Annotated in this window: 17 protein-coding genes; 7 read left to right on the forward strand and 10 right to left on the reverse strand. The window is 56.3% G+C overall.

Annotation, left to right across the window (positions count from 1 at the left end):
• Positions 1–130: 130 nt before the first annotated feature.
• A complete protein-coding gene (locus AB1644_08190; protein ID MEW6051021.1) occupies positions 131–2,056 on the reverse strand; it encodes a DUF3857 domain-containing protein in 1,926 nt (641 codons plus the stop codon).
• Positions 2,053–4,068, reverse strand: a complete 2,016-nt coding sequence (locus tag AB1644_08195) for a DUF3857 domain-containing transglutaminase family protein (GenBank protein MEW6051022.1) — start codon at positions 4,066–4,068, stop codon at positions 2,053–2,055. The genes AB1644_08190 and AB1644_08195 overlap by 4 nt, the downstream gene beginning before the upstream one ends.
• A 296-nt stretch (positions 4,069–4,364) precedes the next feature.
• On the opposite strand from AB1644_08195, the gene AB1644_08200 reads away from it, so the two are divergent.
• On the forward strand, positions 4,365–4,700 hold the full coding sequence (locus tag AB1644_08200) for a GYD domain-containing protein (GenBank protein MEW6051023.1): 336 nt from the start codon (positions 4,365–4,367) through the stop codon (positions 4,698–4,700).
• 104 nt (positions 4,701–4,804) lie between these two features.
• Here AB1644_08200 and AB1644_08205 read toward each other — a convergent pair whose 3' ends face one another.
• The 8 genes from AB1644_08205 to AB1644_08240 form a co-directional block, all read right to left on the reverse strand.
• Positions 4,805–7,384: a hypothetical protein gene (locus AB1644_08205; protein MEW6051024.1), complete on the reverse strand. Its 2,580-nt coding sequence runs from the start codon at positions 7,382–7,384 to the stop codon at positions 4,805–4,807.
• A 73-nt stretch (positions 7,385–7,457) separates the two neighbouring features.
• Entirely contained in the window at positions 7,458–8,330 is an 873-nt protein-coding gene (locus AB1644_08210) for a hypothetical protein (GenBank protein ID MEW6051025.1), read from the reverse strand.
• 116 nt (positions 8,331–8,446) lie between these two features.
• A complete protein-coding gene (locus AB1644_08215; protein MEW6051026.1) occupies positions 8,447–9,004 on the reverse strand; it encodes a hypothetical protein in 558 nt (185 codons plus the stop codon).
• Between the two features lie 88 nt (positions 9,005–9,092).
• Positions 9,093–9,656, reverse strand: a complete 564-nt coding sequence (locus tag AB1644_08220) for a hypothetical protein (GenBank protein MEW6051027.1) — start codon at positions 9,654–9,656, stop codon at positions 9,093–9,095.
• Between the two features lie 277 nt (positions 9,657–9,933).
• Entirely contained in the window at positions 9,934–10,470 is a 537-nt protein-coding gene (locus AB1644_08225) for a hypothetical protein (protein ID MEW6051028.1), read from the reverse strand.
• Positions 10,471–10,664: 194 nt separating this feature from the next.
• Entirely contained in the window at positions 10,665–11,153 is a 489-nt protein-coding gene (locus tag AB1644_08230) for a DUF4402 domain-containing protein (protein MEW6051029.1), read from the reverse strand.
• A 101-nt stretch (positions 11,154–11,254) separates the two neighbouring features.
• Positions 11,255–11,644, reverse strand: a complete 390-nt coding sequence (locus tag AB1644_08235) for a hypothetical protein (GenBank protein MEW6051030.1) — start codon at positions 11,642–11,644, stop codon at positions 11,255–11,257.
• Positions 11,645–11,752: 108 nt separating this feature from the next.
• Positions 11,753–12,286 carry a hypothetical protein gene (locus tag AB1644_08240; GenBank protein MEW6051031.1) on the reverse strand — a complete coding sequence of 178 codons (534 nt, stop codon included), beginning with the start codon at positions 12,284–12,286 and terminating at the stop codon, positions 11,753–11,755.
• A 303-nt stretch (positions 12,287–12,589) separates the two neighbouring features.
• Between AB1644_08240 and AB1644_08245 the strand changes: the two genes are divergently transcribed.
• The 6 genes from AB1644_08245 (at position 12,590) to AB1644_08270 (ending at position 24,852) form a co-directional block, all read left to right on the forward strand.
• Complete coding sequence (locus AB1644_08245) at positions 12,590–14,083, forward strand: T9SS type A sorting domain-containing protein (protein ID MEW6051032.1); 1,494 nt, start codon at positions 12,590–12,592, stop codon at positions 14,081–14,083.
• A 97-nt stretch (positions 14,084–14,180) separates the two neighbouring features.
• On the forward strand, positions 14,181–14,699 hold the full coding sequence (locus AB1644_08250; protein MEW6051033.1) for a peptide deformylase: 519 nt from the start codon (positions 14,181–14,183) through the stop codon (positions 14,697–14,699).
• 373 nt (positions 14,700–15,072) lie between these two features.
• The gene (locus AB1644_08255; GenBank protein MEW6051034.1) at positions 15,073–17,280 is read left to right on the forward strand and encodes a thrombospondin type 3 repeat-containing protein; all 2,208 of its coding nucleotides are present in this window, start codon (positions 15,073–15,075) and stop codon (positions 17,278–17,280) included.
• 1,045 nt (positions 17,281–18,325) lie between these two features.
• Positions 18,326–20,146, forward strand: coding sequence for a thioredoxin domain-containing protein (locus AB1644_08260; protein MEW6051035.1), 1,821 nt, complete (start codon positions 18,326–18,328; stop codon positions 20,144–20,146).
• Between the two features lie 223 nt (positions 20,147–20,369).
• Positions 20,370–22,598 (forward strand): hypothetical protein, encoded by a 2,229-nt coding sequence (locus tag AB1644_08265; GenBank protein MEW6051036.1) that lies wholly within the window; start codon positions 20,370–20,372, stop codon positions 22,596–22,598.
• Positions 22,599–22,818: 220 nt separating this feature from the next.
• Positions 22,819–24,852, forward strand: coding sequence for a M13 family metallopeptidase (locus AB1644_08270; GenBank protein MEW6051037.1), 2,034 nt, complete (start codon positions 22,819–22,821; stop codon positions 24,850–24,852).
• Positions 24,853–24,962 lie beyond the last annotated feature (110 nt).

Consider the following 24,962-nt stretch of genomic DNA (forward strand, 5'->3'; position numbering starts at 1 on the left):
CGCACACGGAACGCCTTTGATCTTATAGCCCGTATTTCTCTATAAAGCCGACTGTTTACGTCATGCCTGTGGGTTCGCAGCCCGCTGCGAAACTTGCCCAGCTCAGAGTTTGCTGGTCCCCTCCTTCCTGTTATTTCGCCACAGCCGGGGCAGGTTTCAACATGACTATGGCATTCTTCTCGCTCGCTTCGGCCAGCAGCAACTGCCTTAAGGCGGGCCACTCCGATGACGAAACCTGCGTTTTGACAAGCTGCAGTTCACGAATCACGACCAATCGACCATCGCGAATCTCCGCCATTACAGAGAACTGACCCGCGGCATTCTCGACGCGCATGGGAGTCGGATAATGGACAACCTGAACCGACGTTGTATCTATTGACAGCATAACGCGCTGCATCACCGGGGACGAAAGGTGCACGGTTGATTGGCGTTCCGGTTGATATACGAGAAGATCGTGCGGCAAATGATCAAAGACGCCGTCTTTCGGGCGTCCAATCGATATGACGGTCCGTGCGAAATCGTCCGGTTCTGGTTTGGGGAGTTCGACCATGAAGCCCACCGACACAGCTTCCGGTTCGAAGCGGCCTGGGTTATATTCAGTTACAGTTGTTCCCTTTAGCACGCTTGCAGCAAGACCACCCAGATAGGTCTTGGCCTCTGATTCCAAGCCGGACATCTGGCTGAACGGACACATTTCTCCATCCGCTGCCAGCATCCCTTTACCGACAAATTTGGCCTTCTCTTTGTCGTAGCTCAGATCAACGCGGACAGCGTAACGAGCTGGACTCTCCCCCATTCGATGTGGTGCACTGTCCGTGTCGGGATTCCAAAGCGTGCGGCCTGCCAAGCCCATGTCCCCGTACGATATCGTACCATCGTTGGGGTGGTATACGGCTCGAAAGATATTATCCTCAATCAGCAAGTCTATTCCCTCAAAGGGCGCCAATGACGGAACGTCGGAATCGATTGGCGTGGTCCCCTTGCTCACAAACAATGGATGCGTAGAAACACCCACTCGCCTGAAGAGCGCGGATGCCAGGACGGCGCGGTCGAGGCGGTGACCGTAGGCTGAATTGTAGACCTGGTCAGCTGTCCTTGCTGCAGACCACCAGTAGGATTCCGGATAGTTGACATAGGTTACCCTGTCATTCACGAATCTGGCTATGGACATCACCCTCTCACCGAACGTTCGGGACAAGTGAATGAGAGAATCCGCGGCCTTGATTAGCAATGGATCGTTGATGCCGGCGGATTGAAAAGGATGCTGAACGAACGCTCCCAGATCAGTCCAGCTACTCCACACTGTCCAGGCGACGTGCGGCAGTTCCGCAGCCTGGTCGACCGTATGTGGCAGCGGACTGGCCGATGATGGGCCCATCTCCCATCGAACGATTTCCATCCCGTTCTCTTGGTCAATTCTGCGGACGGGTGGCGGCACATCAGCGGAAACGGCCAGATGCAATTTCGTGCCGCGAGGCACCGCGAGTTCCAGCCAGCATCGCACTGCGGGATCATCGCGCTGAAACTGGAATACGCCGTCTATCGATCTGCGGTATGGCGCTTTGTCGTCTATGCGGTAGGCCAGTTCCAGTATACAGGGAACCTCCACCCCGTTGTGCAAGAGCATCATCTCGCGCATACCGGCGTAATCGACGGCATGTTCGAGTGCAAACGGAAGCGTCTCGACGATTCCGGTGGAATCGGTTGGCCACCACCGATTGTCCCGCCAGGTGCGGAGAGCCAACGGCGTGAAGGTGCAATGCTCTTGATCGAACGGGATGCGGTTATCGGCATAGAGATCGCCGGCCACATTTGAATTGACCAGCAGAATACGATGCACCAGTGTGGACATCCGGCCGTCGTGCGACCATGTCACTGATCTGCCCTCGGACAATATGACAGCGTCGGCCTTGGCGGTGTCAATGGTGCGGATAGCGATGGCCAGCTGTGCCGCGATGTCAATCCGACCATCGTATGATTCCTGAGCAGTGCCTGCGGAAGTCATCAAGGTCACCACGAAACCGAGGCGTGCAATTTGAAGGGGTAAACGTCTCATCTCGTCCCTCCTTTCTCGGCTCGATAAATGGTCGCGGCGTAGGCCTTCGTTTCTTTGAGCGCCTTGCGAAAGCCAGTATAGCCGCCAGGCGGTATCTGCCGTCGTCGAATCTCTACTCTCTGAGTGACGAGCAGTTCCTGCCCTTTCATCTCGGCCGAACCATGGAACGCGGCATAGGTCTCATCGACAGTGCTGCCGTTCTTGGGCGTGTTGACCTTGTAACCGGGCGGAAGAGTAATGAATTCGCGACCGTCAAGAAGTTGTGTTGTATACAGGAAGACATCGTCGTTTCGTTTTTCCGGCCATTCACCAGTTACCGGGCTCAACAGCGTGGGGCTATTGGTGGTCACTTGCATCAGCGGGCTCTTGAATTCGAGGGCGCTGTCCACTCGCCGGGCGTAATCCAGAACACGAAAACTGATTTTCCACCACATGGATTTCTTGAAGTCAAGTGGGTTCCCATGTTGGTATCCCAGAAGTTCGACTCGATCGTCGATCGGCCGAAGGAGTTTGGCAAGAGCAAGGTTCATTTCGGACTTTCGTGTGTTTACCAGCATGCGGCGAAGACGGCTGTCCATAGCCCCATCGGAATCGACAGACAGCTCTCCCTCCAGCGTCCCATCCGCAAGGATCTTCGCCTTGCTCGTGACCCGCATCGGGGATTCCTCCGGCGCGCTATAGCGAATGCGGTTGAGTCGTTCGCCGGTTGCCGAGCCGACCAGATAATGCTGTTCGGATTCGTATTTGCTCCAGATGTCTTTGTAATCCGGCACCCAGGTCGGGTCATACATTTCGTAGCTGCCATCTGGTTTGTGGAGCGCAACCACACAGTGGTTGAACTGGTCCGCAGGAACATCGTCGATCCGGCTCCCGGCCATAGTCATAGCCGGATTTGCCTCAAGACCGGCCGCGCGCATCATGGTTACCAGCATGCCCGCAATATCCTTGCAGACGCCGCTTCTCTGCTCGAATATCATATCCCCGGGATGAAGTGTGAATCCTTCCCCTTTGCCCATTGTCTGACCACTGTAGCGGATATTCTGCGCTACCCAGTGTACGAGCTCGAACGCTTTCTGTTCGTCGGTCCCTCGGCTTACTCCGGCGTTCGTGAGTATCTCAGTCACTTTCTCACGAATAGGCTCTGTCGCGGCAAACTGCCCGTTGTTGACCTCGAAAAACCACCGGCTCTTCGCCTCCCAGCTTTCGACCGTGGCCAGAACCACCTTGGTCAGAATGTCGGGGTCGTCAGGGTGTGACCGTTCCGGTTTCCAGGCGGGCATATCTTTGGCCCACCATATATAGAAGGTGGTATCAGCGGAGTAGCTGGTGCTGCTGTACATCGGACCATTGTATACCTGTGAATGAAGCCGCTTCCGTGATGGCAAGGCAAGTTGGTACCTTTTCTCGACTATCGGGACGGTAGCTTCAAACAACACGATGTCGAAATATTCGCCGCGCATCGGCGGGATGTACCGTTCGTCCTCCATCGGCACACCCGGCTGGTCCAACAAGGCGTACGAGTATCCCTTTCGAAACGAGCGCACTTCTATGCCGTCTCCGACGTGCAATCGCGGCAACTGCAGCAGCTCGATCCGATTCCCCCAGTAGATCATGCTCTGCGGTGCCGGAAGGTCCCTGACACCATCGACTGAAACTGAAATTACCGTGTCACCACGAATGACAGAGACGCTCTTCACGTCGACATGACTGCTGAGTGGCTCATACCCCCAATTCAGGACAGCAAGATTGCGACACCCTTCCTCGGTGAGTACTTTGTACAGGACATAACTGTCGGTGTATGCTATGCCGACGTCACTCACCCGGTTAACAGTCGAGTCGAGCACGAATATGTACGGGGCGCCTTCGAATTCCTTCGCAGTTCCAGCTCGCTTGACGCGTTCAAAGACCGTCAGTGGCGGAGTGTAGCCTGGTGGGAGTGTTGGTTCGCTTTCGCCTCGTCCAGGCAACAGGAGTGCCAACACCATTGCCTGCATGCACCACTTTTTCACCATCCCATACCTCCAAGAGCTATGTCGATCGTACGACCTGTTCGTATTTACCGACTTGGATAATAAGCAATTGCGCAGCGCTCGGCAGTAAAATCTATTCAGTTCCGGCGGACAGATACTCAATCGAGTCGGACACTGCTCCAAGGTTGCCTGACCCTATGTATCTGCCTGGTGAGCACAAGAAAACATGTGCAAGATTGTCGGTTATGACGTATCTTATAGTGTCCGCCGCACAGACGTGCATCATTGGTCCGACATCGGCGCTCATTGCGAGTACAGTTCTCCTAAGGAGGTCCGCCATGAAAACGTTTATCATGATGAGCCGCCTCTGTCCGCATGGTCCCAGCCTGGTAGAGGTAGCCGCGCGAGTGAAAAATGGCGAGAAGGTTGGTCGCGCCTGGGTGGATCAGGTTAAGCAGCTCTGTCCTGAAGCGAAGTTCGTCGCCCATTTCGCTCTCCTCGGACCGTATGACTTCATGGACATTTATGAAGCGCCGGACGAGCAGGTAGCGGCCAAGGTTGCGATGATCGGCAGCGCCCGCGGAGCTTTCCAGGTAGAGACCTGGATGGCGTTGGCTGATGCCAGGCTGGTTGAACTTGCCCGAGAAGTCCACGGCGCGGCAAAAGCTGAGTAGCCTGGCTCAGATGTCGGCTGCCGGATGTCAAACTAAAGGGCCGGTTGCCTGGTGCTACCGGCCCTTGGTTACAGTTGTCGGGAGTTCCGTACTGTGCGCCGAAGCTACTCTTTCGCTGTCAGGACAAAATCGATGTGCTCGACCGATTGGGCGGTCTCCCCTGCATTGACCTGAAACTGGATCGACTCCGGCTTCGAGCGGTAACCGAATTTTTCGAGTTGCCCCGGATCGATATACGCGCGATACATGCCAGGAATCAGCCCCAGATAATAGTACTCGCCGTTGTTGAACGTTGGTATCTCGGTGACAATATCTTTGGACACATTGAGGACCTTGATCCTGATGCCGCCGACGCCGTACAGGCCGTCGGTAGTCTGGCGCTGTACCAGCCCGCTGATATCCGATGCCACCAGGACCGGCACGTCAACCGATGTGACAACATTCGGCGTGGTTGAGACCTTAAAATTCTCATAGGAAGGCTTGAGCATGGGGTTGTCAAGGCTGTTGGGATCCACCTGGATCACATATTCGTCGTAAGCTCGAAGGCCGTCGTAGAAAAACAGCCGTTTGTCGCCGACCGGCCGTCCGCCCGCGCCATTGACCTTTGCTTTCATCCCAGGCAAAAACTCTTCACCGTCGTTCAGGGAGCCGTCATTGTTCTTGTCGACAAACGGCCGGACGACCGCTGAGCCGAAGCCGACCGCACTGCGGCGGTCGAGACGGATCGTACTGCTGACCCGGTCGTAGCGGATGGAACCGCGCTGCACCTGACTCATGGACGTCTGCCGGTCCGACCGGAGAAATCTCGACGCGAAATAAGCGATCTGATTGAAGAAATTGACGTTCACCATGATGGAGTTGCTCTTGGCGAGCGGATACCGCTCATACGCTATGGAGAGTTGGGCGGTCCGGAACATGCGACGAGTCAGATATACGCCGTACTGGGTAACCAGTTTCTGGTCGTGTGCGTAGTCCATGCGAAATTGCGGGCGGAACCAGTTGGCGATCTCAGCCGAGACGAGCACCTGGCTGCCCGCGGTGTGCAGCTTCCTCGTCTCATACGTTGAGACTTTATACTTGCCCGTGTAGTTGATATAGAGCGGCGCCATGGTAGTATTGAAACCGAAGTTCATCGAAGTGCTGGAGAATCCGAGGAATTTGTCGAGCGCCACATAGTACCGCAGGCCAATATACTTCTGTCGCAGGCGAAGCGGCACGGACGTAGAGAAGGTGATGTTCTGTTGTTGATTGAGAGCGTTGCGGAACGAATTCCGTTCGAATCTGGTGACGTTCACGTTGGCGTTGACGAATGACGGCATGGAATAGTTGAGTCCAAGCTGCGCCTGGTAGTTGGGAGAGAACGACCCGTTGGCGGTCAGATTGCGAAATATCTGGCAGGTGGCTTCGCCGGCCACCAATGGGGTTTCACCGTACTTGTCGGCGACAGGCAGGTCGGCGCCGGCCCCTACCGTAAGGAATCGCGTAACACCGTAATAGCCGGCGGCCTGCGTGTACGTGCTTTTCCCCTTGAGCATCCGGCCAGAACCGGCACCAACGCTATACTCGGCCGTGTTTTTCGGAACAAGGTTGTACGGTACGCGGATGAACTGCTCTTCGGTTCGTATCTCTCCGTTGGGGCCGAACTTCTTCAAGGTCACGAGCGACGCGCCGTACATGATATCCAGGTTGAATGAATAGTCACCATGCTCATCGACAGTAGCGAAATCGACGAGTCGACTGTCGACATACAACTCCACCTCCCACCCCGGCTGCAAATGACCCGAGAGGGTGATGGTCTGGAAATAGGTGCGTTGTATCTGCGGTCGGTTGGTCAGCAACCCACCCTCGAGGCTGCGAGAAAGTGGACCGCCGATGAACACGTCACCGAGCTCCGCTTGTGTGAGATACGGATTGTCCCCAACATAATAATGCCAACGGTAGCCGAACTGGTCCGGCTGGACACCGGTAACGGTATTGCCGCTGCCGGTGAGGGTGAGGTCTCCCCCCATGACCATGGAGCCCAGTGTCAGGTCAAAATACTGCCCATTCCCCCCAAGCGGGTTGGCCGAAAGAACCCAGTCCGCCGCGCCGCCTGAGAAATACTCATGCCTCGGTGGAACGACCCGGATATTTTTTAACTCGGCCGTTTCTGTCTGGAGCTTCTCCCTCGCTTGTTTGCGCTTCAACTTCTGGTACGCCGGAAAGGAGTCGTTCAGAGGGACGAGCACCCGCAGGGCAGCGAAGTCGAACGTCAGATTGAGTCCGAAAATGGTTTCGAAGACGTCGATCCGCAGATAGAATTCGTGCTCCGTCCTGACAAAATCCGATGCCATAAGGGGTAGGTCACGGCCATGAATCTTCGCCGTGTGCGCCACGAAATCCAGTTCGTAGGTGACATTGGTGGACAAGAAGAAGCCGGCGGCTTTTCCGGCACTGAAGTCGGTCTTGATATTCAGGTCGAGCAGGTCGAACAGTTCGGTCAGCGGAAGATACACGGTTCGGCCATCAAACCGAACCAGCAGATCGCGCGACACGAGTCGCGGTACGTCGAAATTGACGACAATTTCCTCGTACGATGCCGATTGGGCAGAAGCATTGCCCGGACTTATGGTCAGGAAAATGAGGGCTGCCCAAAGAGCAGCTGACCTGATCACTCCGGCTATGATGTCTGGTCGCACGGCCATGTGCTTACCCTGAATCACCTGTGAACGTCAGAAAGCGAGACTTCCCGTCTCGCCCATTACACTGACAGCTGCGCTATTCGACAGCCATCGAATACGTGACTTTGTTGCCGGGTATAAGGTCCTCGGGCGCAATGTCGGACCGTCCGTCGGTCGTAATGGACACTTCGACCTGATATGGCCCGCTGGCTGTCACGTTTTGAAGCGGCAGCTCCATGCGTCGCTTCAAATCACGATACACCGCCAAGTCAGTCTGCTGACGCCCCAGTTCTTTCTTGTTCATGTCGAGCAGGCGGCAACTCAACATGCCGACATACGAGACATTTCCCTTATTGCTCAGGTCGACGATAACAACTACCGAGGTGTCATTACGATAAGCTTCGGCGGAGGCCAGTTCGATCTTCGATGTGAGATTCCCCGTCCGGTACTTCACCATGATGGCGGTCTGCATGATCATGTTGAGTTTGGTACTGATGGTCCCTTCTTCGGCCGGGGCCGGGATACTGGTTTCCCCTTCCTGTGTTCGCACCACGATGCGGGCCCAATATTCGCCGTCGGCCAGCCCCTTTGGAGGCGTGGCGACCAGGCGAACCACCTGGGTGCCGTTCGGGGGAATGACCACTTTGCGCGGAAACGCTTTGATCCACTCGACCGCTGAGCGCGGGTCCACCACACCGGAATCCTGCAGTGTGATGTACACGTTGCCGGCGGTATCAGATATGGGGAGCCCATAGCTGAATCGAATGGTTACTTCCTTGGGGATATTCGTGGGATTCTGGATGTCCATACGGCCGGTACGGCTTTTGTCCGACATGAAAATGACGGTCGGCGCTACCAACACACCGGCAACGAGGTTTGACGCGGCTATGGTCGACAAAGCCGCGCCCAAAAACAGACCCCACCGGAAACGGCTGGTTTTCAGCGGTGGGGTGATATGTGCCTTTTTCATGGCCTCTCATCCTATGTGTTATATCTGCCTGTGGTGCTTCTCCGCGCCGGGCATCCTGCCCAACTGACTGGAGACCGCACTGCCGGCGCTTTCGTTGGCCGGCGTTCACTTACTGATCAAGAGCCTGTATACGAAACGGTCAACACGATATCGGCGGAATACGCACCCGCGGTCTGGTTTACCGAAGGAAACACCTGGCCACCGAGGAAAATCGCAGCGGAACCGCCACCGCCGATCCTGGTCGCAGTCGGAAACGCGTGCGGGTTAATGTTGTCCCAACCACCGGCTCCCGGCGTAGTCGGGTCGACGTTAGCTGTCGAATCGACAGTGGCATCGGTCGTGCTGAATGAGACCACCATCCTGTCGTTGCCCACGCCGCCCTGGAGGTATTCCGGCAGCTGCATGTAGATCGAGATCTGGGCATCGGCGGCGCCAGCGATAGTGAAGACACCAGCCTGGGCGACGTTATTCGCGACGGTCTTGGAGATCCCCTGGTACACGTTGCCAAACGCCAGCGCGTTGGTCGCCGTGACTGTCAGGGCCGCCAAAAGCGTTGCTGTGGCCGAGCCGTTCGCGACGTCCTGGGCCTGAACCGACATCGGTCCCGCCAGTAGCGCGACGGCGATCACTGCAATGAGCAGAGTGCGAATCTGCTTGAAAGAGAACGTGTGCATTCTCGTCTCCTTGGACTCTATGGGGACTCCGCCCCTCTTTCCGTGAATATTCTTCATGACCTAATATCCCGGTGGTGTAGCGCTTTTCTCAGCTTCCGGTGTAGGCCACGGTCAGGACGACATCGGCGCTATAAGCGCCCGCCGTCTGGTTGACCGATGGAATGACCTTACCGCCAAGGTAGATGTCGGTGTTGCCGCCGGAACCAATCACAGCCGCAGCCGGAAAAGCGTGCGGATTGATGTTCTGCCAGCCGCGTCCAGCCACCATGCCGGTCGGCGCATTGGCGCCGGTCGAATCGACGGATGCATCGGTGGTGCTGAACGAGATCACCATCCGGTCGTTGCTGACGCCGCCCTGCAGATATTCCGGGAGTTGCATGTAAATGGAGATCACGCTGCTGGCCTGGCCGCTGACGCGGAACACTCCGGCTGCGGCGTTGTTGTTCGCGATCGTCTTGGCAATTCCCTGATAGACGTTGCCGAAGTCGAGGGCCGCGGTGGAGGTCACAGTCAGGGTCGCGTAAACCGTCGCGGTCGCGGATCCCACGGCAACGTCCTGTGACATAGCTCCGGAGGGCAACAACCACGCCGCAGCTATCAGAACGGCGGCCAGCGTCCGTGCCATCCCAAGCCTTCCGAGAGTGTTTCTCATATCTGGCTTTTCTCCCATGTTCAGTCTTTATGCAAAATATGTGTCTTCGCCTTAGCGCTTCTGTTCAGTTGTTTAATCGGTACACAGTGCAGATTCTTTACACTGTTTCAGGAAAAAACGGCAAATTGCCATTTCGGGGGATATGTGAGGGAAATGCTCCGGACTAATTCGCTCGTGATGAGAGTCGGGTGAACAGCCCAGTTGTGCAGGCAGCAGAAAGCCGCCGGAAGCGGCGGCTAAGCATCAATAATACAATGACTTACGTGTCAGCCTGGAATCAGGTGCCGGTATAGGCGACGCTGCAAATGATATCCCCGGCGTAGTTGCCCGCACTCTGGTTGACTGATGGAGTCACCCGTCCGCCGAGATAGATTCTGGTCGCACCGCCCGCTCCGATACGGAGGGTTATGGGAAGGTTGCGGGGGTTCTGGTCAGCCCAGCCATCGGCAGGTGCGAAAGTGGCAGGCGTGACGGTGGTGGAATCGACGTTGGCATCGGTGTTCGAGAACGCAATGTTAAGTCGGTCGGAGCCGTTAGGTAGAGCCAGATAGTCGGGCAGTGTAAGGTAGACTGAAAGCCCGGCACTGGGAACGCCGGCAATGCCGAATATTCCCGACGAGTCATCATCGTTCTTCACCATAGACTTCGCGATCCCCTGGAACACGTTGCCAAACTGGAGATTCTGAATAGCAGTGACAGAGAGACCGGCAAGAACAGTGGCCGTGGCCAGTCCATTGGCAACATCCTGACTATGGGTCAGTTCTGCCTGAAAACCGATGGCCAGGACAGCGACAAGCACAAGGATGCGGCTCATGGATCTGCGTTCCTGTAGAGGCTTCACGTGTCTCCCTCCTTCATTTCCGGGACCGGCTTAAGCTGTGCATCGCGAGTATCATCTACCCGGGAGAATCGACAGAAATCAGCGCACAAAGACTGAAAATGGACAATTCCAGCCGCTGTCACCAAACGTTTGAAGGTGAATTGAACAATGAAACAAAAAGTGCAAGGTCAGTTGCCGGTATACTCGACTTTGACCTGTATGATGCCGGAGTAGTTGCCCGGTTTTTGACCAATATTCGGCACGATCGTCCCTCCCAGCCAGATGGTCAAACCGTTCAGCCCAAGACGATAGGTGATCGGTTGCCACGGATTCAGATCATCGTAACCGGGAGTCGATTGGTTGGGCGTGGCGCTGGAATCCATAGCGCAGTCCGTATTGCCAAAAATTACGTGCATGTTGAAGCCGCCCTGATTGATGTAGGTCGGCAAAAATAAGAACGTAATCAGTACTTCAGAACCGGCCGTACCAGACACGTGGTATTCGGCCGCCGCACCGGCGGTCGCCTTATCGATTACCTTGGGGACGCCAGGAAACAGATTCCCGAATCGGAGAGGGGCTACCTCGGAAATGGTCTGTGCAGCAGACATCCCGCCAACAACACATATCAACATCACAGCCAGGAGGATATTCGAGTATGTCATGATTCGCGTAGACATGTGTGCCGTTCAGGAAATGGAATTGAGCTATCCGAGTCAACAATTAACTGAATCGGATGATACTGGCGGCAGGTGCCTTCACGAAGCTTGAAAACGGCCGGCTAATTCTCGGTGCCGATCAGTGTCATGACTATGGTGGCGTCAGGACCGGCTGCAGATTGCAGTGCGGCAGCGAGGGAATATACAGCGGCCAGGTCACCCTCCTCCGCTCCAAGATCAGGCAACGGGGTCACCTCCCGGGGTGAATTGTTGTCGACCGACAAAGTCAAACACAGCCCTCCCGGTCGCGGCTGGAGGAGAATCATACCCGGCGGCGCGCCGGTAGCTGAAACGGTAGGTCCGCCGTTCAGAATCCCGAGCGGGCGGATAACCGATGCTGATACCTGAATGGATGACGATACCGATCTACCTTGCGCTCTGCCGTCAGAGGCGAAGACCATCACAAGGCTGAACAACAAACAGAACGAGCTAAGAGTACGCTGCCAAGACACGACGGTATCCGATGTACGTTAGTAGGTACATCACGAAGATACCGCAAATTCCGTTTCTGTCAATCGGGAAACGGACCTCGAATCTGTCTCAGCGCATGTGTCAATTCATCAGTTGCCGGTATACGCGACGGTCAACATGATGTCCGCGGCATAGTCCCCGCCGGTCTGTGAAACCCTGGGAAGCACAGTTCCGCCGATCCAGACCCACATTTGACCACCGGCGGCCAATCGCAAAACCGAGGGCCCATTGGGATTGAGTATGCCGCTTGGCGATGCCTGCCCGCCTCCGGAGCCATCATCGTACGAGGCATCGGTGGCACTGAAGGTTACTCTCATGGCCGAGAGCGTGTCAGCGGTGCGAAGCGAATCCGGCAGAGAAAACGCGATAGACAACTCTGCCGATGGGGAACCGTTGATTGTCCACTCACCGGCAAAACCGACTGTCGCTTTGTCCACCGATTTATTGATGCCCGGGGTTACGGTGCCAAAAAGCAGATTATTGGTTCCCAGCACGCTCAAGCTGGAAACCACCGTAGCCAGTGCTTGAATAGTAGCCCGTTCCTGAGCCACTGCCGCAGACGACGGGATCAGGCTAAGACCAACTGACAGACTTAACGTCAGGAATTTCCATCGAGATCTCACAGTGTTCACCTCACCCAGAAGGTTTCAGATCTTGTCTGAAACAGTGCTTGAGCAAGGCCAATGCCGCAAGTTCAGGTGCACTGTATGAGCTGAATTCGCATAGACTTGCGATTCGTCGAGCCCTATCAAACGTGAATCAAGAGCGGACCCGGCATGGTCTGCATCCCTCTATATCGTTGCAGCAGGTGGACTGGTAATCAATGCTCCGGCGTCGAGACTGACCGGAACCGTCGCTAAAGGATCGTGGGGTTTCGCCGACACATTCAATGTGACCTGTTCAGAAATCGAACAGTCTGCAAGATTATGAGAGACAAGTACTCGGGCGCTGATCACGTGGCTGCTAAGGCTCTCTTCCTCAGCATACTGATTTTGTACGGCTCGGCGGCAGCACAGAACATGGTCTGGTCTGCCAGCTACGGCGGCACTTACAATGAGGGCGGGTACGCCTGCCTGAGTCTACCTGATAGCGGTTATGTTGCGGTCGGCTCAACATTCTCGTTCGGCTCGGGAGATTATGATGTCTACCTGTTGAGGCTGGACTCGCTCGGCAATATCCTCTGGAGTCGCACCTACGGCGGACCCGCATCCGATATGGGACATGATATCCAAACGACTCCCGACGGTGGCTTCATAATTGTGGGCACTACCAGTTCCTATGGGGCCGGTGGTGCCGATCTGTGTTTGTGGCGGACCGACTCTGCAGGTCAGCTTCAATGGACCAGGACCTTTGGCGGTGCACAAACCGACGAGGGCTGGTCGATCCGAGCAACGTATGATCGCGGCTTTGTCGTGTGCGGCAGCACCAGCTCAAGTGGTGCCGGGTATGCGGATCTGTTTGTGATCAAGGTGGATTCATTGGGCAACAGCGACTGGGCGCAAACATTTGGGGGATCCGGAGGCGAGTCCGGGTACGCCATCCGCCAGACACGAGACTCAGGGTACGTTGCGGTCGGCGCAACCGGCTCGTTTGGCGAGGGGTACAGCAGCATATACGCGGTCCGAGTCTCCCCTATGGGTGATTCTCTTTGGGCGAAGACCTACGGTGGGGCAAGGGCCGATGTCGGTTATTCAGTTGAGGTCACGCCCGACGGTGGCTTTGTGTTGGTCGGGGTAACAGCTTCGTATGGACTCGGGTACTATGATGCGTACCTGGTCCGAACCGATGCCGACGGCACCCAGCTCTGGGATAAAACGTACGGCGGAGCGAGAGACGACTACGGCTATTCGGTCAGCATTACCCCGGACGGTTTTCTACTCGCGGGCACCACCGAGTCATCAGGAGCGGGAGCCTCCGACGTATTCGTAGTGAAAGCCGACCCGGTCGGAACTCAAGTTTGGAGCCACACGTACGGCGGAAACAAGGCCGACTATTGCCGCACGATTCTCAAGAATCGTCTGTCGCAATTCGTTGCGGTCGGCAGTACATACTCGTACGGTGTGGGCGGTTCAGACCTCTACATGGTAGCTCTCATGGCTGATGGACAAACGCCGGTGGACGACTGGTCAGGCTCATTACCCGAGGGATTCGACCTGACCCAGAACTATCCCAATCCGTTCAACGCCACCACCCGGATTGAGTTCAGCGTGGGATTTCGCACCAATGTGCGGTTAACCCTTTACAATATTCTGGGTCAGGAAGTCCGGACCTGGCTTATCCCCCGTGCAACAGAAGGCAGCTCAAGTATCGATTGGGATGGTACGGATGCGACGGGGAGGCCGGTGGCGACGGGTGTCTATCTCTATCGAATCGAAGCCGGCCCATTTGTGCAATCGCGCAAGATGGTCCTGCTTAAGTGAAATTCCCGATTCATTCACTATCTGCATATTCGCCTACACTTCCGTACCTTCGATTTCAATGGCTTGACAACCGCACTGGGATCGTTACTGTGAAGTCATGGCTGTTCGCCCAATTCTACAACTTGGCAATCCACTGCTTTGGCGAGTGTCTGAGCCGGTGACGGATATTTCGTCTCTGGATCTGCCAGCTCTCATAAACGACCTTCAAAACACGCTTGCGGATTTCCGCAGTCGCTTTGGCTTTGGCCGGGGCGTTGCAGCACCACAGATAGGAATCCTGAAACGGGTGATATATGTACGCATTCACCCCGAAGGATTCACCGGACCGCTTATCAATCCGAGAATCGTGTGGCACAGCGAGAGCACCATTGAACTCTGGGATGACTGCTTCAGTTTTCCCGGGTTGCTTGTGAAGGTGAGCCGAGCCGCCACCATACGCGTGATGTACGAAGACCCGGCAGGCACCAGTTGCTCGATCGATGCCAAGGGAGAACTCTCTGAATTGCTGCAGCACGAGATCGATCATCTCGATGGGATTCTTGCGACCGACCGCGCGCTCTCGCCGCGTTCGTTTATGATGCGGACAGAACGGGAAATCGCCCGGCCCGGCCAGTGATTTTTTCAGAGGGCAAAGTTGACCTGCATTCTGTAACATTCGCACGTTCCGTTCGTATTACCTCTACAGCCTCCTCATGATGCCATGATCTCGTCCTACCGAACTGCGGAGATGACGAGGCCGCTTTGTAACGGAAATGTCCTTGATTACTGCCTGTTTCGGCTTCGTTCGGCGGCCTTTTGGCTTGACACAATGGTCAACAACGACGATATTGGCATCGAAGGTCAGTGGCGCGGACTTTCGGATACTGCCGAAAGGGCTGAACTTTCCGCTGATGTCTCCCGATACCTCACTTATATACGGCACATAAGGTGTGCAGATCGACGAATACAGGTTCACAGCAACATACCCAGCATGGGACTGGAGAAGCACTATGAAACAAAGGTTAATGGTGGTACTGCTGACCGGCTGCTTGATAGCGGGACTGGTAGCAGCCAGCATCGTTGAAGCCGTGGCCGGGCAACCGAAAACGGGCGACGCCTCGGCTATGAATGCCAAGGGGTTGAGGCTCGACGCGATTCCTTCACACAAAATTGAGGGAGGCCCGATCACGTTACCGGTAGGCCTTCCGCTGGAGCAGGTGCCGAAGGCAGACGCAGAAGCTGCGAAGCAACTGGCTCCCCACCAGGGTGGCGAAAACATCGCTTCAGCTACGGTGATCCCCAGCATGCCATACAGCGACACCGGCCACACGACCGGCTACCTGAACGATTACCAGGAAGACGTCTGCCGTGGGGCGGGGATTTCTACGCAGCCGGATGTCGTGTATTCATACACGCCGTCCAGCGCCGAACTGGTGACAATCGACCTATGCGCTTCCTCGTACAATACGAATGTCTGGGTGTATCGGACGACGGCGGATACGCTGGTCGGCTGCAACCGATTCAATTCCACCCTCTGTGTCGGGCTTCGTTCGGCCATGGCTGACGTACGCATGGAGGCAGGCATCACGTATTACATCGTAGTCGATGGAGACCATATTGCACCCGGCTCGGGAGACTATTCGATGTCGTGCACGGCTGTTCCCGCGCCACCGATGGTTCCGGCGCAGACTATTCACCCGACACTCGGTGATGCCGGAAACGGCAGCCTCATGCTTGGGTACGAGGAGAAACTCCAGAATGACACCACGCTGGTGTGGGCCGGCTCCGGCGATGACGGCATGACTTTTCCGACCGCGGGCGCCTTTACCGCTACCGGATACCCCACCTATCCGGCGATCGATTTCTGGGGCCACGACTCGATTTTCTACGGGACTGAAGTCGGCCCGACTCAGGAGAGCGGCGGCGGCAGGGTGTACCTGACCGAGATCCCCAACGCCACGAACGGTACGATCTGGTCTCAGTCGTACTGGAACTGGAACACGTACGGATGGAACACTGCTCGTGCCGCCGACGTCGCTTGCGATACGTCGGGCGAATTCAACCAGCGTCCCGGCGAGTATGCCTTCGGCATCGTCTCCTGGGTTGCCAATACCACATACCCCACGCCAGATCTGCTCGCGGCGCCTCATATTCTTTACGAAATAGACACAACTATTGCCGGTTACGCCACGATCAGTTGGTATTCAGTGAGCGGTTGCAAGACTACCGCCGTAGATATCGACAAGGTCACCACGCTGTTATACGCGGTGTACGACCGGCTAAACGACACAACCAATTTGTGGGAACTGCTTATTAGACGCGACCTGTTCTCTAATTTCAACGACGAGACACAAAGCGGCATGGTGATGTATGAAATGGGAGTGGACACCAGCGTTACCAACCCTGCAGTAGCCGCACACGGCGGACAGATCGCAATTGTTACGGAACTTGGGACCACGGCTGCGCCGAATGACCATGATATTATCTGCTGGCACCACACCGGAAGCTTTTACGATAGCCTCGAAACCAGTATTGTGGCTGCGACGGCGGCTGACGAGCGGTACCCGCGCATTTCACATGTGGGAGGTAATAAATTCGCCTGCACGTACATTTCCGGTAACCAGCTCTATCTTTCGACGAGTTGCGACGGCGGAGCAACCTGGAGCATGCCGGCGGTTGTCAGCGGCGCCGATATTGTCGTGCCTGAATACCATGCATCCGATATAGGCGAACAAGGACAGAAGGTGATCTGGGAATACTACTCCAACCTGCCGACCGACAGCGCCATCAGCCTGCACTTTGCCGAGACGAACATTGCATTCGACACCGACGGTGATTGCGTAGATGACCCGTCCGACAACTGCCCTGCCATGGCGAATCCCTTACAAGAGGATGGGGATGCCGACGGTGTCGGCGATCTGTGCGACAACTGCCCAGTGGACCCGAATCCAAATCAGGCCGACACCGATCAGGATGGGATCGGTGACGTTTGCGATGGCTGCTGCCTGGTGCTAACGGGCAATGTCGACGGTGACACCGGTGACCTGGTCGACATTTCCGACCTCTCGGCCATGGTGGACTACCTGTTCTTCAGTGGCTCTATTTCAAGCTGCTTCGAGGAAAACGATGTCGATAAATCGGCGAGCGTAGACATTTCCGACTTGTCGGTCTTAGTGGATTTTCTGTTCTTCTCAGGGGCACTGCCGACCTGTCCGTGATGTTGACTTAGGATAAAAGGGACCGCAGATCCCTCAGATTGGCTGGCTGCTCCCAAACGGGGCAGCCAGCTTTTGTTTTTTGGCCCAAGGGTTTAGCGGCTTTTGGGACGGGAGGTCAGAGATCAGATGAGTGCCAACCAACGCGTACGGAGCCGGTGATGTGTCGCCCGCCCAGCCCATTTCCGGCCACGCCGAGCAGGCTTGGCCGGGGCCAAAAAAAACTCAGCAAATACTTGACAGTTGAAGCAGTTTATGACATTATACCGGCGAGGACAATTGGGACACAAAGCTCAGCCGGATAACGATCGTGGACCCGTCGGCGAAACAGGCTGCGCGAAGTTGTGTACCCGTTAGTTAAATATGGGAGGTTACGTTCGGGCGAAGACGGGAGTCGCGAAGTCGACACGAAATAGCGCAGGTGAGCAGGATTCACGTATGGGGGAATTTGCCTAGGATGCCTATCGACCCACACCCCCTGAAGCGCTGAGATCGCACGAATAAGATTGACTGAGCAGTAGACAATAGCTAAATATCCCCTCACGAGGGCGCAACCCACGTGATATGATGAAGGGGCTGGCGGAGTGTTTACCACTCACCTCCTTACTTGTTATCCCTCCCTCCCCCCGAGTAAGGCAGGCGCCAGCCCCGCCTTTTTATCTTCGAGATCCTGATTCCGATTTCACCCAACGTGCGTGAAATTCCAGGCGCATTGCTTTCGACGGCGAGGGAGAAATTGCTTCGCATAATTCACGATAGTCCGGAATTTCACAAGCCGGATGCTAACCGCTACGGGCGGGTCCCCGGGTTCATATCATACGATGAGGCGCTGGGGAACTCATCTCCCCTTCCGGCATCTCATACGGTCCGGCACTAAATCTCAAACGCAGACTGTTTGGGTCCCTGCACGACCTTTTACTGGCATCTCATCGGAAGAGGCCGTATACTTAGACTGTCTAACGGGCAGCGATACAGTAAGCAGGCTGTGACACCAAAGCAACGAACAGACAGGGGACTTCGACAACCTTCTTCCGCCGGTCATCCCGGTATGAGCAGGTTTCTCATCGGCACGCTTCTACTCCTCGGTGCATTAACAGCGTCGGGACTGCTGACGGCAAGACATATCTGGGCCCTGGCGGTCGCTGGGTGCGGTTCTGATGGTGGCTGCGACTGGGCTGTCAGAGGACCGTACAGCAAGGTCCTCGGTGTACCAGTTGCACATCTTGGGTTGGCCTACTTTGCGGCTATCCTGTACTTGTGGTTCGATCGACGCCGCATGGATGCCGGCGGTGTAGTTCGGTGGGTGGCACGGGGAGGCGTAGCTGTCTCACTGGCCTTCATCGGGATCATGTTTCTCGCCGGCCGCTGGTGCCCGTGGTGCCTGGTTGTGCATGCGGCGAATGTGGGGTGGTGGCTCCTGATAGAGATTGGCGAGCGGGGACGTGATTCGGCACGTCCGACATCACGCCTGGCGATGGGGCTGGCGGCACTTCTTTTCGCGCTCACCATTGCCACAACTCAGGCTCTGTATTTCAGAGAACAGATGGCATCGCAATCAGCGGCTCATCGTGCGGCGCTTGAGTCAATCGCACGGATGAGCCAGCCTCTCTCCCAGACTCCAGTTGATTCGGTAGATCGTCCGGCTGCTGTGGTCACCGACACGACCACAAGTCACCAAACAACCAAGACCGCAAATCGATTCGGGGGCAGGTTCTGGCTGGGGAGCACAAATCCGACAGTGAGGTTGGTAATTTTCAATGACTATCAATGCGAACTCTGTTTTCAAGTGGAGCAACAGATCAAGCAACTTCTCGCCAGTCGAAAGAACCTGGCCCTCTCGGTCAAGCAATGGCCGTTTGACGCCGATTGCAATCCGAACATTCTGACAGAGAGTCCACATAAAGGTGCCTGCAAGGCGTCGCGAGCGGCTGAAGCGGCGGGACTGTTGGGGGGCGAGCAGGCATTCTGGAAAATGCACTTCTGGCTGGTGGAGCATGGCGGGCAGTTTACCGATGCGGCTCTCGATCAGCAGGTGAAGTGGCTCGGCCTCGACCCGGCGCGGTTCCGCGAATCCATGCGCGGCAGGGTTGTCGACAGTCTCTTGCAGGGTGACATTTCCGAAGGGATGGCGTATGGCCTGAAATGGACGCCGATGGTGTTCGTCAACGGCTATGAAGTACAAGGTTGGAATTCCGCGGGTGCACTGCCGGCGGCAATCGACCGCGCGACACAACTGGCGCTGCAAAGCCCACGCTCCAAAGATCGACCAGTGCCGGCTGCCGAGATGCAGCTGCGAGCCTGGCAAGGCCAGCGCGTTCAATCCATCCCTGTCACCAGCGATGACCACACGCGGGGTCCGGCTTCAGCCCCAGCAACGGTAATTGTCTTTGGAGATCTCACCTGTAATTTCCATGCAACCGCCCGGCAGATACTGGCGCAGGCAATCGGTGACTCGTCGCAGGTCCGGATCGTATTCAAGGACTTCCCGCTCGACGGCCGCTGCAATGATCTGGTGACCCGCGAAATCAACCCGAACGGCTGTCTCGCATCGAAGCTCGCTCACGCCACAGGGCTGGTGGCGGGCGAAGACGCATACTGGCGTGCCTATCAATGGATTGTGGACAATCGCGCAACCATTACTTCAGCATCGGTAACCCAACTCGCCACTTTCCTCGGCGTTGCTCAGCTCGATCTGGAGACGGCACTTTCTGACCCGAGAATCGAGGCCCGCATCGCCCGGAATGTCGAGTTGGCCAAGAAGCTGGGTGTCGACAGCTCCCCCACCATCTTTGTCAACGGTCGCAAAGCAGCCGGCTGGCAGACACCCGGCCTGCTTGACAAAGTCCTGTCGGCTGCAATCAACCGCTAATTCGAGACATTTCGATTTTGTCAGGGTCCTGTTAGTTTTTATACTTGACAAACACGGTCCATTATCTATACATTAGCCCGTAAATACTCACACCCGACCTCATTACTTGAGTCATTTCGCCGGGTTGTGCTCCTGAATTCGAGAAGTCCGAACGCAAAAACATTTACCAAACGTACGCCGAGAACCTAAAACACTAACTACTCGCTGAGCTCAAGGAGGGTTCATGCAAAAGTTTAAGTTGCTGTGGAGCGTTCTATGGCTCGCTCTACTCGTGCTCTTTTGTCCGGTTCCGGGCCGGGCAATAACGCACAACGTCAGCATTGTCGATTTTAGCTACACTCCGCCGTTAACCCAGGTGAATTGGGGAGACACGGTCAAATGGACCAACATGGGGGCGTTCGCACACACCGTCACCAGCGATCCCTCCTCCGCAAAAAGCTTCAGCTCCGGCACGTTATTGCCAGGGCAATCATTCTTCGACGTCTTCGTATCGGTCGATGGGATGGGGCCATTCCCGTATCATTGTGACTTTCACATTGACATGAAAGACACCATTATCGTCCGGCCCGGACAGCCGCCCACCGGGGCGTGCTGCCAGCAAGGGGCCGCCGGTCCTTTCTGTTCGCAATTGACGGCCTCCGAGTGCCAGGCTGCAGGCGGCACCTATTTTGGTGACAATGTGCCCTGTTCCCAAGTGAACTGCACGCCGCCGCAGGGAGCCTGTTGCCGTCCCGGCGCACTCTGTTTCATTACCACTGCTTCCCAGTGTCAGGCCGCTGGCGGCACGTATCAAGGGGATGGAACCACCTGTACCCCTGACCCATGCAACCAGCCAGTAGACGGTGCCTGCTGCATTCCGGGTGCCGGTTGCCAGATAATGCCGCAGACGCAGTGTATTGCCAGCGGTGGTAGCTGGTACGGACCTGGCACAACGTGCACACCAGACCCTTGTTCGCCTCCAATCGGTGCGTGCTGCCTGCCCGATGGCACCTGTGCGCAGATGAGCGAACTTGACTGTATTTACAAGAATGGTGCCTGGCAAGGGCCAGGTACTAACTGCGCGACGATCGTCTGCCACCCACCGGTTCGGGGCGCGTGCTGTCTGCCCACCGGCGGATGTGTCATGTTGACACAGGCCGACTGTCTGCAGCAGGGAGGCCAGTACAAAGGGGACGGCGTGCTGTGCAGTCCGCTAATCTGCTTCGATTCGACGGGCGCATGCTGTCTGCCAACGGGTGCCTGTGTGCAGACCACCGCAGATAAGTGTAAAGATGCCAATGGCATCTATTTCGGTAACGGCGTGCCTTGCAGCCCGACACTCTGTCCGGGTGGTGGCAATGAGGTCGGCGCCTGCTGTCTACCGGATGGCACCTGCGTACCGAACCTGCTGCCGTCCGAATGTAAGTATATGCATGGTCTGTTCCTTGGTGTCGGGACAACGTGTGCCGGCGTCGTCTGTCAGCCGCCTCAGGAAGGGGCGTGTTGTCTGCCGAACGGCACGTGCATCCAGACTTTCAAGGACAGCTGCCGGGTGTACCATGGGACATTCTATGGCCCCGGCTCGCCGTGCACGCCGACCCTCTGTCCGCCTCCTCAGAGTGGGGCATGTTGCTTGCCTGACGGTACCTGTATCAACACCACGCCCAAGGGGTGCAAGCTTCGTCACGGGCACTGGCTCGGGTTTGGCACCAACTGTGCGACGGTCGATTGTCCGCCGCAGCCGGATCGGGGCGCCTGCTGCCTGCCGAGCGGTGCGTGCGTGATTATCACATCGGCTCAGTGCAAGGCTCAAGGGGGCGCATATCAAGGCAATGGAACATCCTGTTCGCCGAATCCGTGCGGCAAGCCTAAAGGCGCTTGCTGTCTGCCCAGCGGTGCGTGTGCGATCATGACGGCCCTTGAATGCGAACGTCTACATGGCAAGTACAAGGGGAACGGCACACCGTGTCTGCCCAATACCTGTTTGCCGCATGATCAGGTAGGGGCCTGCTGTCTTCCGAACGGAGCCGGTTGCATAGTTCTACCACCTTCCGCCTGCGCCAGCCTTGGCGGAGCGTTCATGGGGGTAGGTTCGATATGTACAGCGACCACCTGTCCGAATATCGATCCGACCGGCGCCTGCGATCTGCCTGACGGGAGGTGCATCCAGACCACACGTGTGGTTTGCGATGCCGCCTCGGGCATGTACGAAGGGGACGGTACACTTTGTCCGGGAACGCTGACCGGCACACCGTGTTGCATCGGACTCACCGGTAATGTGGACGGCGACGAGGACGATATGACGGATATCTCCGACCTGTCTACGATGGTCGACTTCCTGTTCTTCGGAGGCACCGTATCCGGATGCTTCGAGGAGAACGACGTCGACAACTCCGATTCGGTCGACATCTCCGATCTGTCGGTACTGGTGGACTTCCTGTTCTTCGGCGGGACATTGCCGACCTGTCCGTAGGAACATTGTCTACCGAGACTCCTGGGGAGCTGGTCCGGACGGACCGGCTCCCCTTTTTTAAATCGCGAACGGCTGCCTCACCGGCTGGAAGGCATCAAAACTTATCCATGTCAGACTCGTATCAGAGCGATATGGATTATGTCTCATCATTCAGAAGACACTTGTGTCAATCATCGACAGTTTGTAGGTTTGGCCTTCCTAAATTGAGGAGATGTATAGAATGAAGCAGTTCTGTTTTCGCACGGTTGGCGCAACACTGATAGTGTTCGTACTCACCTTCGGTGTTACCGTTGCCCAAACCAATGAACACGGTTTGGACCGCGCCAACTTCGACACCACCATCAGTCCCTGCACTGACTTCTACCAGTTTGCGAACGGCAGCTGGCTGAAGAACAACCCGATTCCGGCCCAGTACGGCACATGGGGAGCGGGTCACGAGGTATACGAGAGAAATATCGCACTACTACGGAGTATCCTTGAAGAGGCTGCCACAACGGCAGGGGCTTCAAAAGGGAGCATCACCCAGAAACTGGGTGATTTTTATTCGACTGCAATGGACAGTGCTCGCATCGAAGCGGATGCTGCCAAGCCGCTGCAGGCAGAGTTCGCTGCATTGGATGCCCTCAAGACCGGTCAGGATATCCAGAAACTAGTGGCCGGTTATCATGCCGGAGGGCAGACATTCTTGTTCGGTATCGGTTCTGATCAGGACATGAAGAACAGCACCGAGGTCATTGCCTATGCGACGCAAGGCGGCCTTGGGCTGCCAGACCGCGATTACTACACCCGCGATGACGATGAGTCCAAACAACTGCGCGAAAAATACGTGGCCCATGTCTCTAAGATGCTCCAGTTGCTGGGTGACAGTCCCGCCGATGCGGCGGCCCACGCCGAACGCATAATGGTGCTGGAGACCCGTCTGGCCAAGGCGTCATTGACAAATGTGGAGCAGCGTGACCCGAACAGCTGGTACAACATGGTATCGGTGGTTGATGCCGACAAAGCCACGCCGCATTTTGCCTGGTCATACTATTTCTCGACTATAGGCCTCCCGGAGGTGCAGAAGTTCTCGTTCGCTCATCCCAAATTCTTTGCGGCAATGGATTCTCTGATTACGGAATTGCCGATCGATGACTGGAAGCAGTATTTCCGTTGGCATCTGGTGCACGACGCGGCGCCGCAACTGAGTTCCGATTTCGTGAACGAGAATTTTGCGTTCTACGGAACAGCACTGGCTGGTACCAAAGAACTGCGCCCTCGGTGGAAGCGTGTGCTGACGGCCGCCGACAACACGCTGGGCGAGGCACTCGGCCAGGCCTACGTCGCCAAGGCGTTCCCACCCAAGTCGAAAGCACGGGCGATTGAAATGGTGAATAATCTGCGCGAGGCGCTCAAGGCGCGCATCCAGGCGCTCGATTGGATGAGCGACTCGACCAAGGCCCTGGCCCAGAAGAAGCTCGCGGCCTTCACGGCGAAAATCGGTTATCCCGAGAAATGGCGTGACTACTCCGGCCTCGAGATCGACAAGTCATCGTACTATGCCAACATGCGCCGGGGTGAGGCATTCGAGCTGCACCGGCAGATCGCTAAGATCGGCAAACCGGTCGACCGCACCGAGTGGGGCATGACACCACAGACGGTCAATGCATACTACAATCCACTCATGAATGAGATAGTCTTCCCTGCCGGCATTCTGCAACCGCCGATGTTTGACGGTGAAGTTGACGATGCCGTCAATTACGGCGCCATGGGTTCGGTGATAGGACACGAGATGACACATGGTTTCGACGACCAGGGAAGCCAGTTCGACGCCGAAGGAAATCTGAAGAACTGGTGGACGGAAAAAGACCTCGCCGAGTTCAAGAATCGGACACAGCGGCTGGTGGCGCAATACGGGGCATACGTGGCGATCGATAGCCTGCATGTGAACGGCGAGTTGACGTTGGGTGAGAATATTGCGGACCTCGGCGGCGTGCTGATAGCATACGACGCACTCAAGATGGCGCTCAAGGGGAAGCCAGTCGAAAAGATCGACGGTTTCACGCCGCAGCAACGGTTCTTCCTGTCATTCGCACAGAGCTGGCGTGAGAATTATCGCCCGGAATCGCTCAAGCTGCAGGTGAACACCGACCCGCATTCACCGACCAACTTCCGCACCGATGGTCCCTTGTACAATGTCCCGGCATTCAAAGAGGCTTTCGATTGCGAGGCCGGATCCAAAATGGTTAACGCGGACCTTGTGAATATCTGGTAAGGCTGCGGCGTTTGGCGCCTCCGCGCACACGCAAATAACTTCGAATACAAGAGGGCGGTCGCCAGTTGCGACCGCCCTCTTCTTCTGGTCTTCCGGACGGTGGGACTGAT

The sequence above is a fragment of the Candidatus Zixiibacteriota bacterium genome, assembly GCA_040753875.1.
In the GTDB taxonomy this organism is placed as follows: domain Bacteria; phylum Zixibacteria; class MSB-5A5; order GN15; family FEB-12; genus DATKJY01.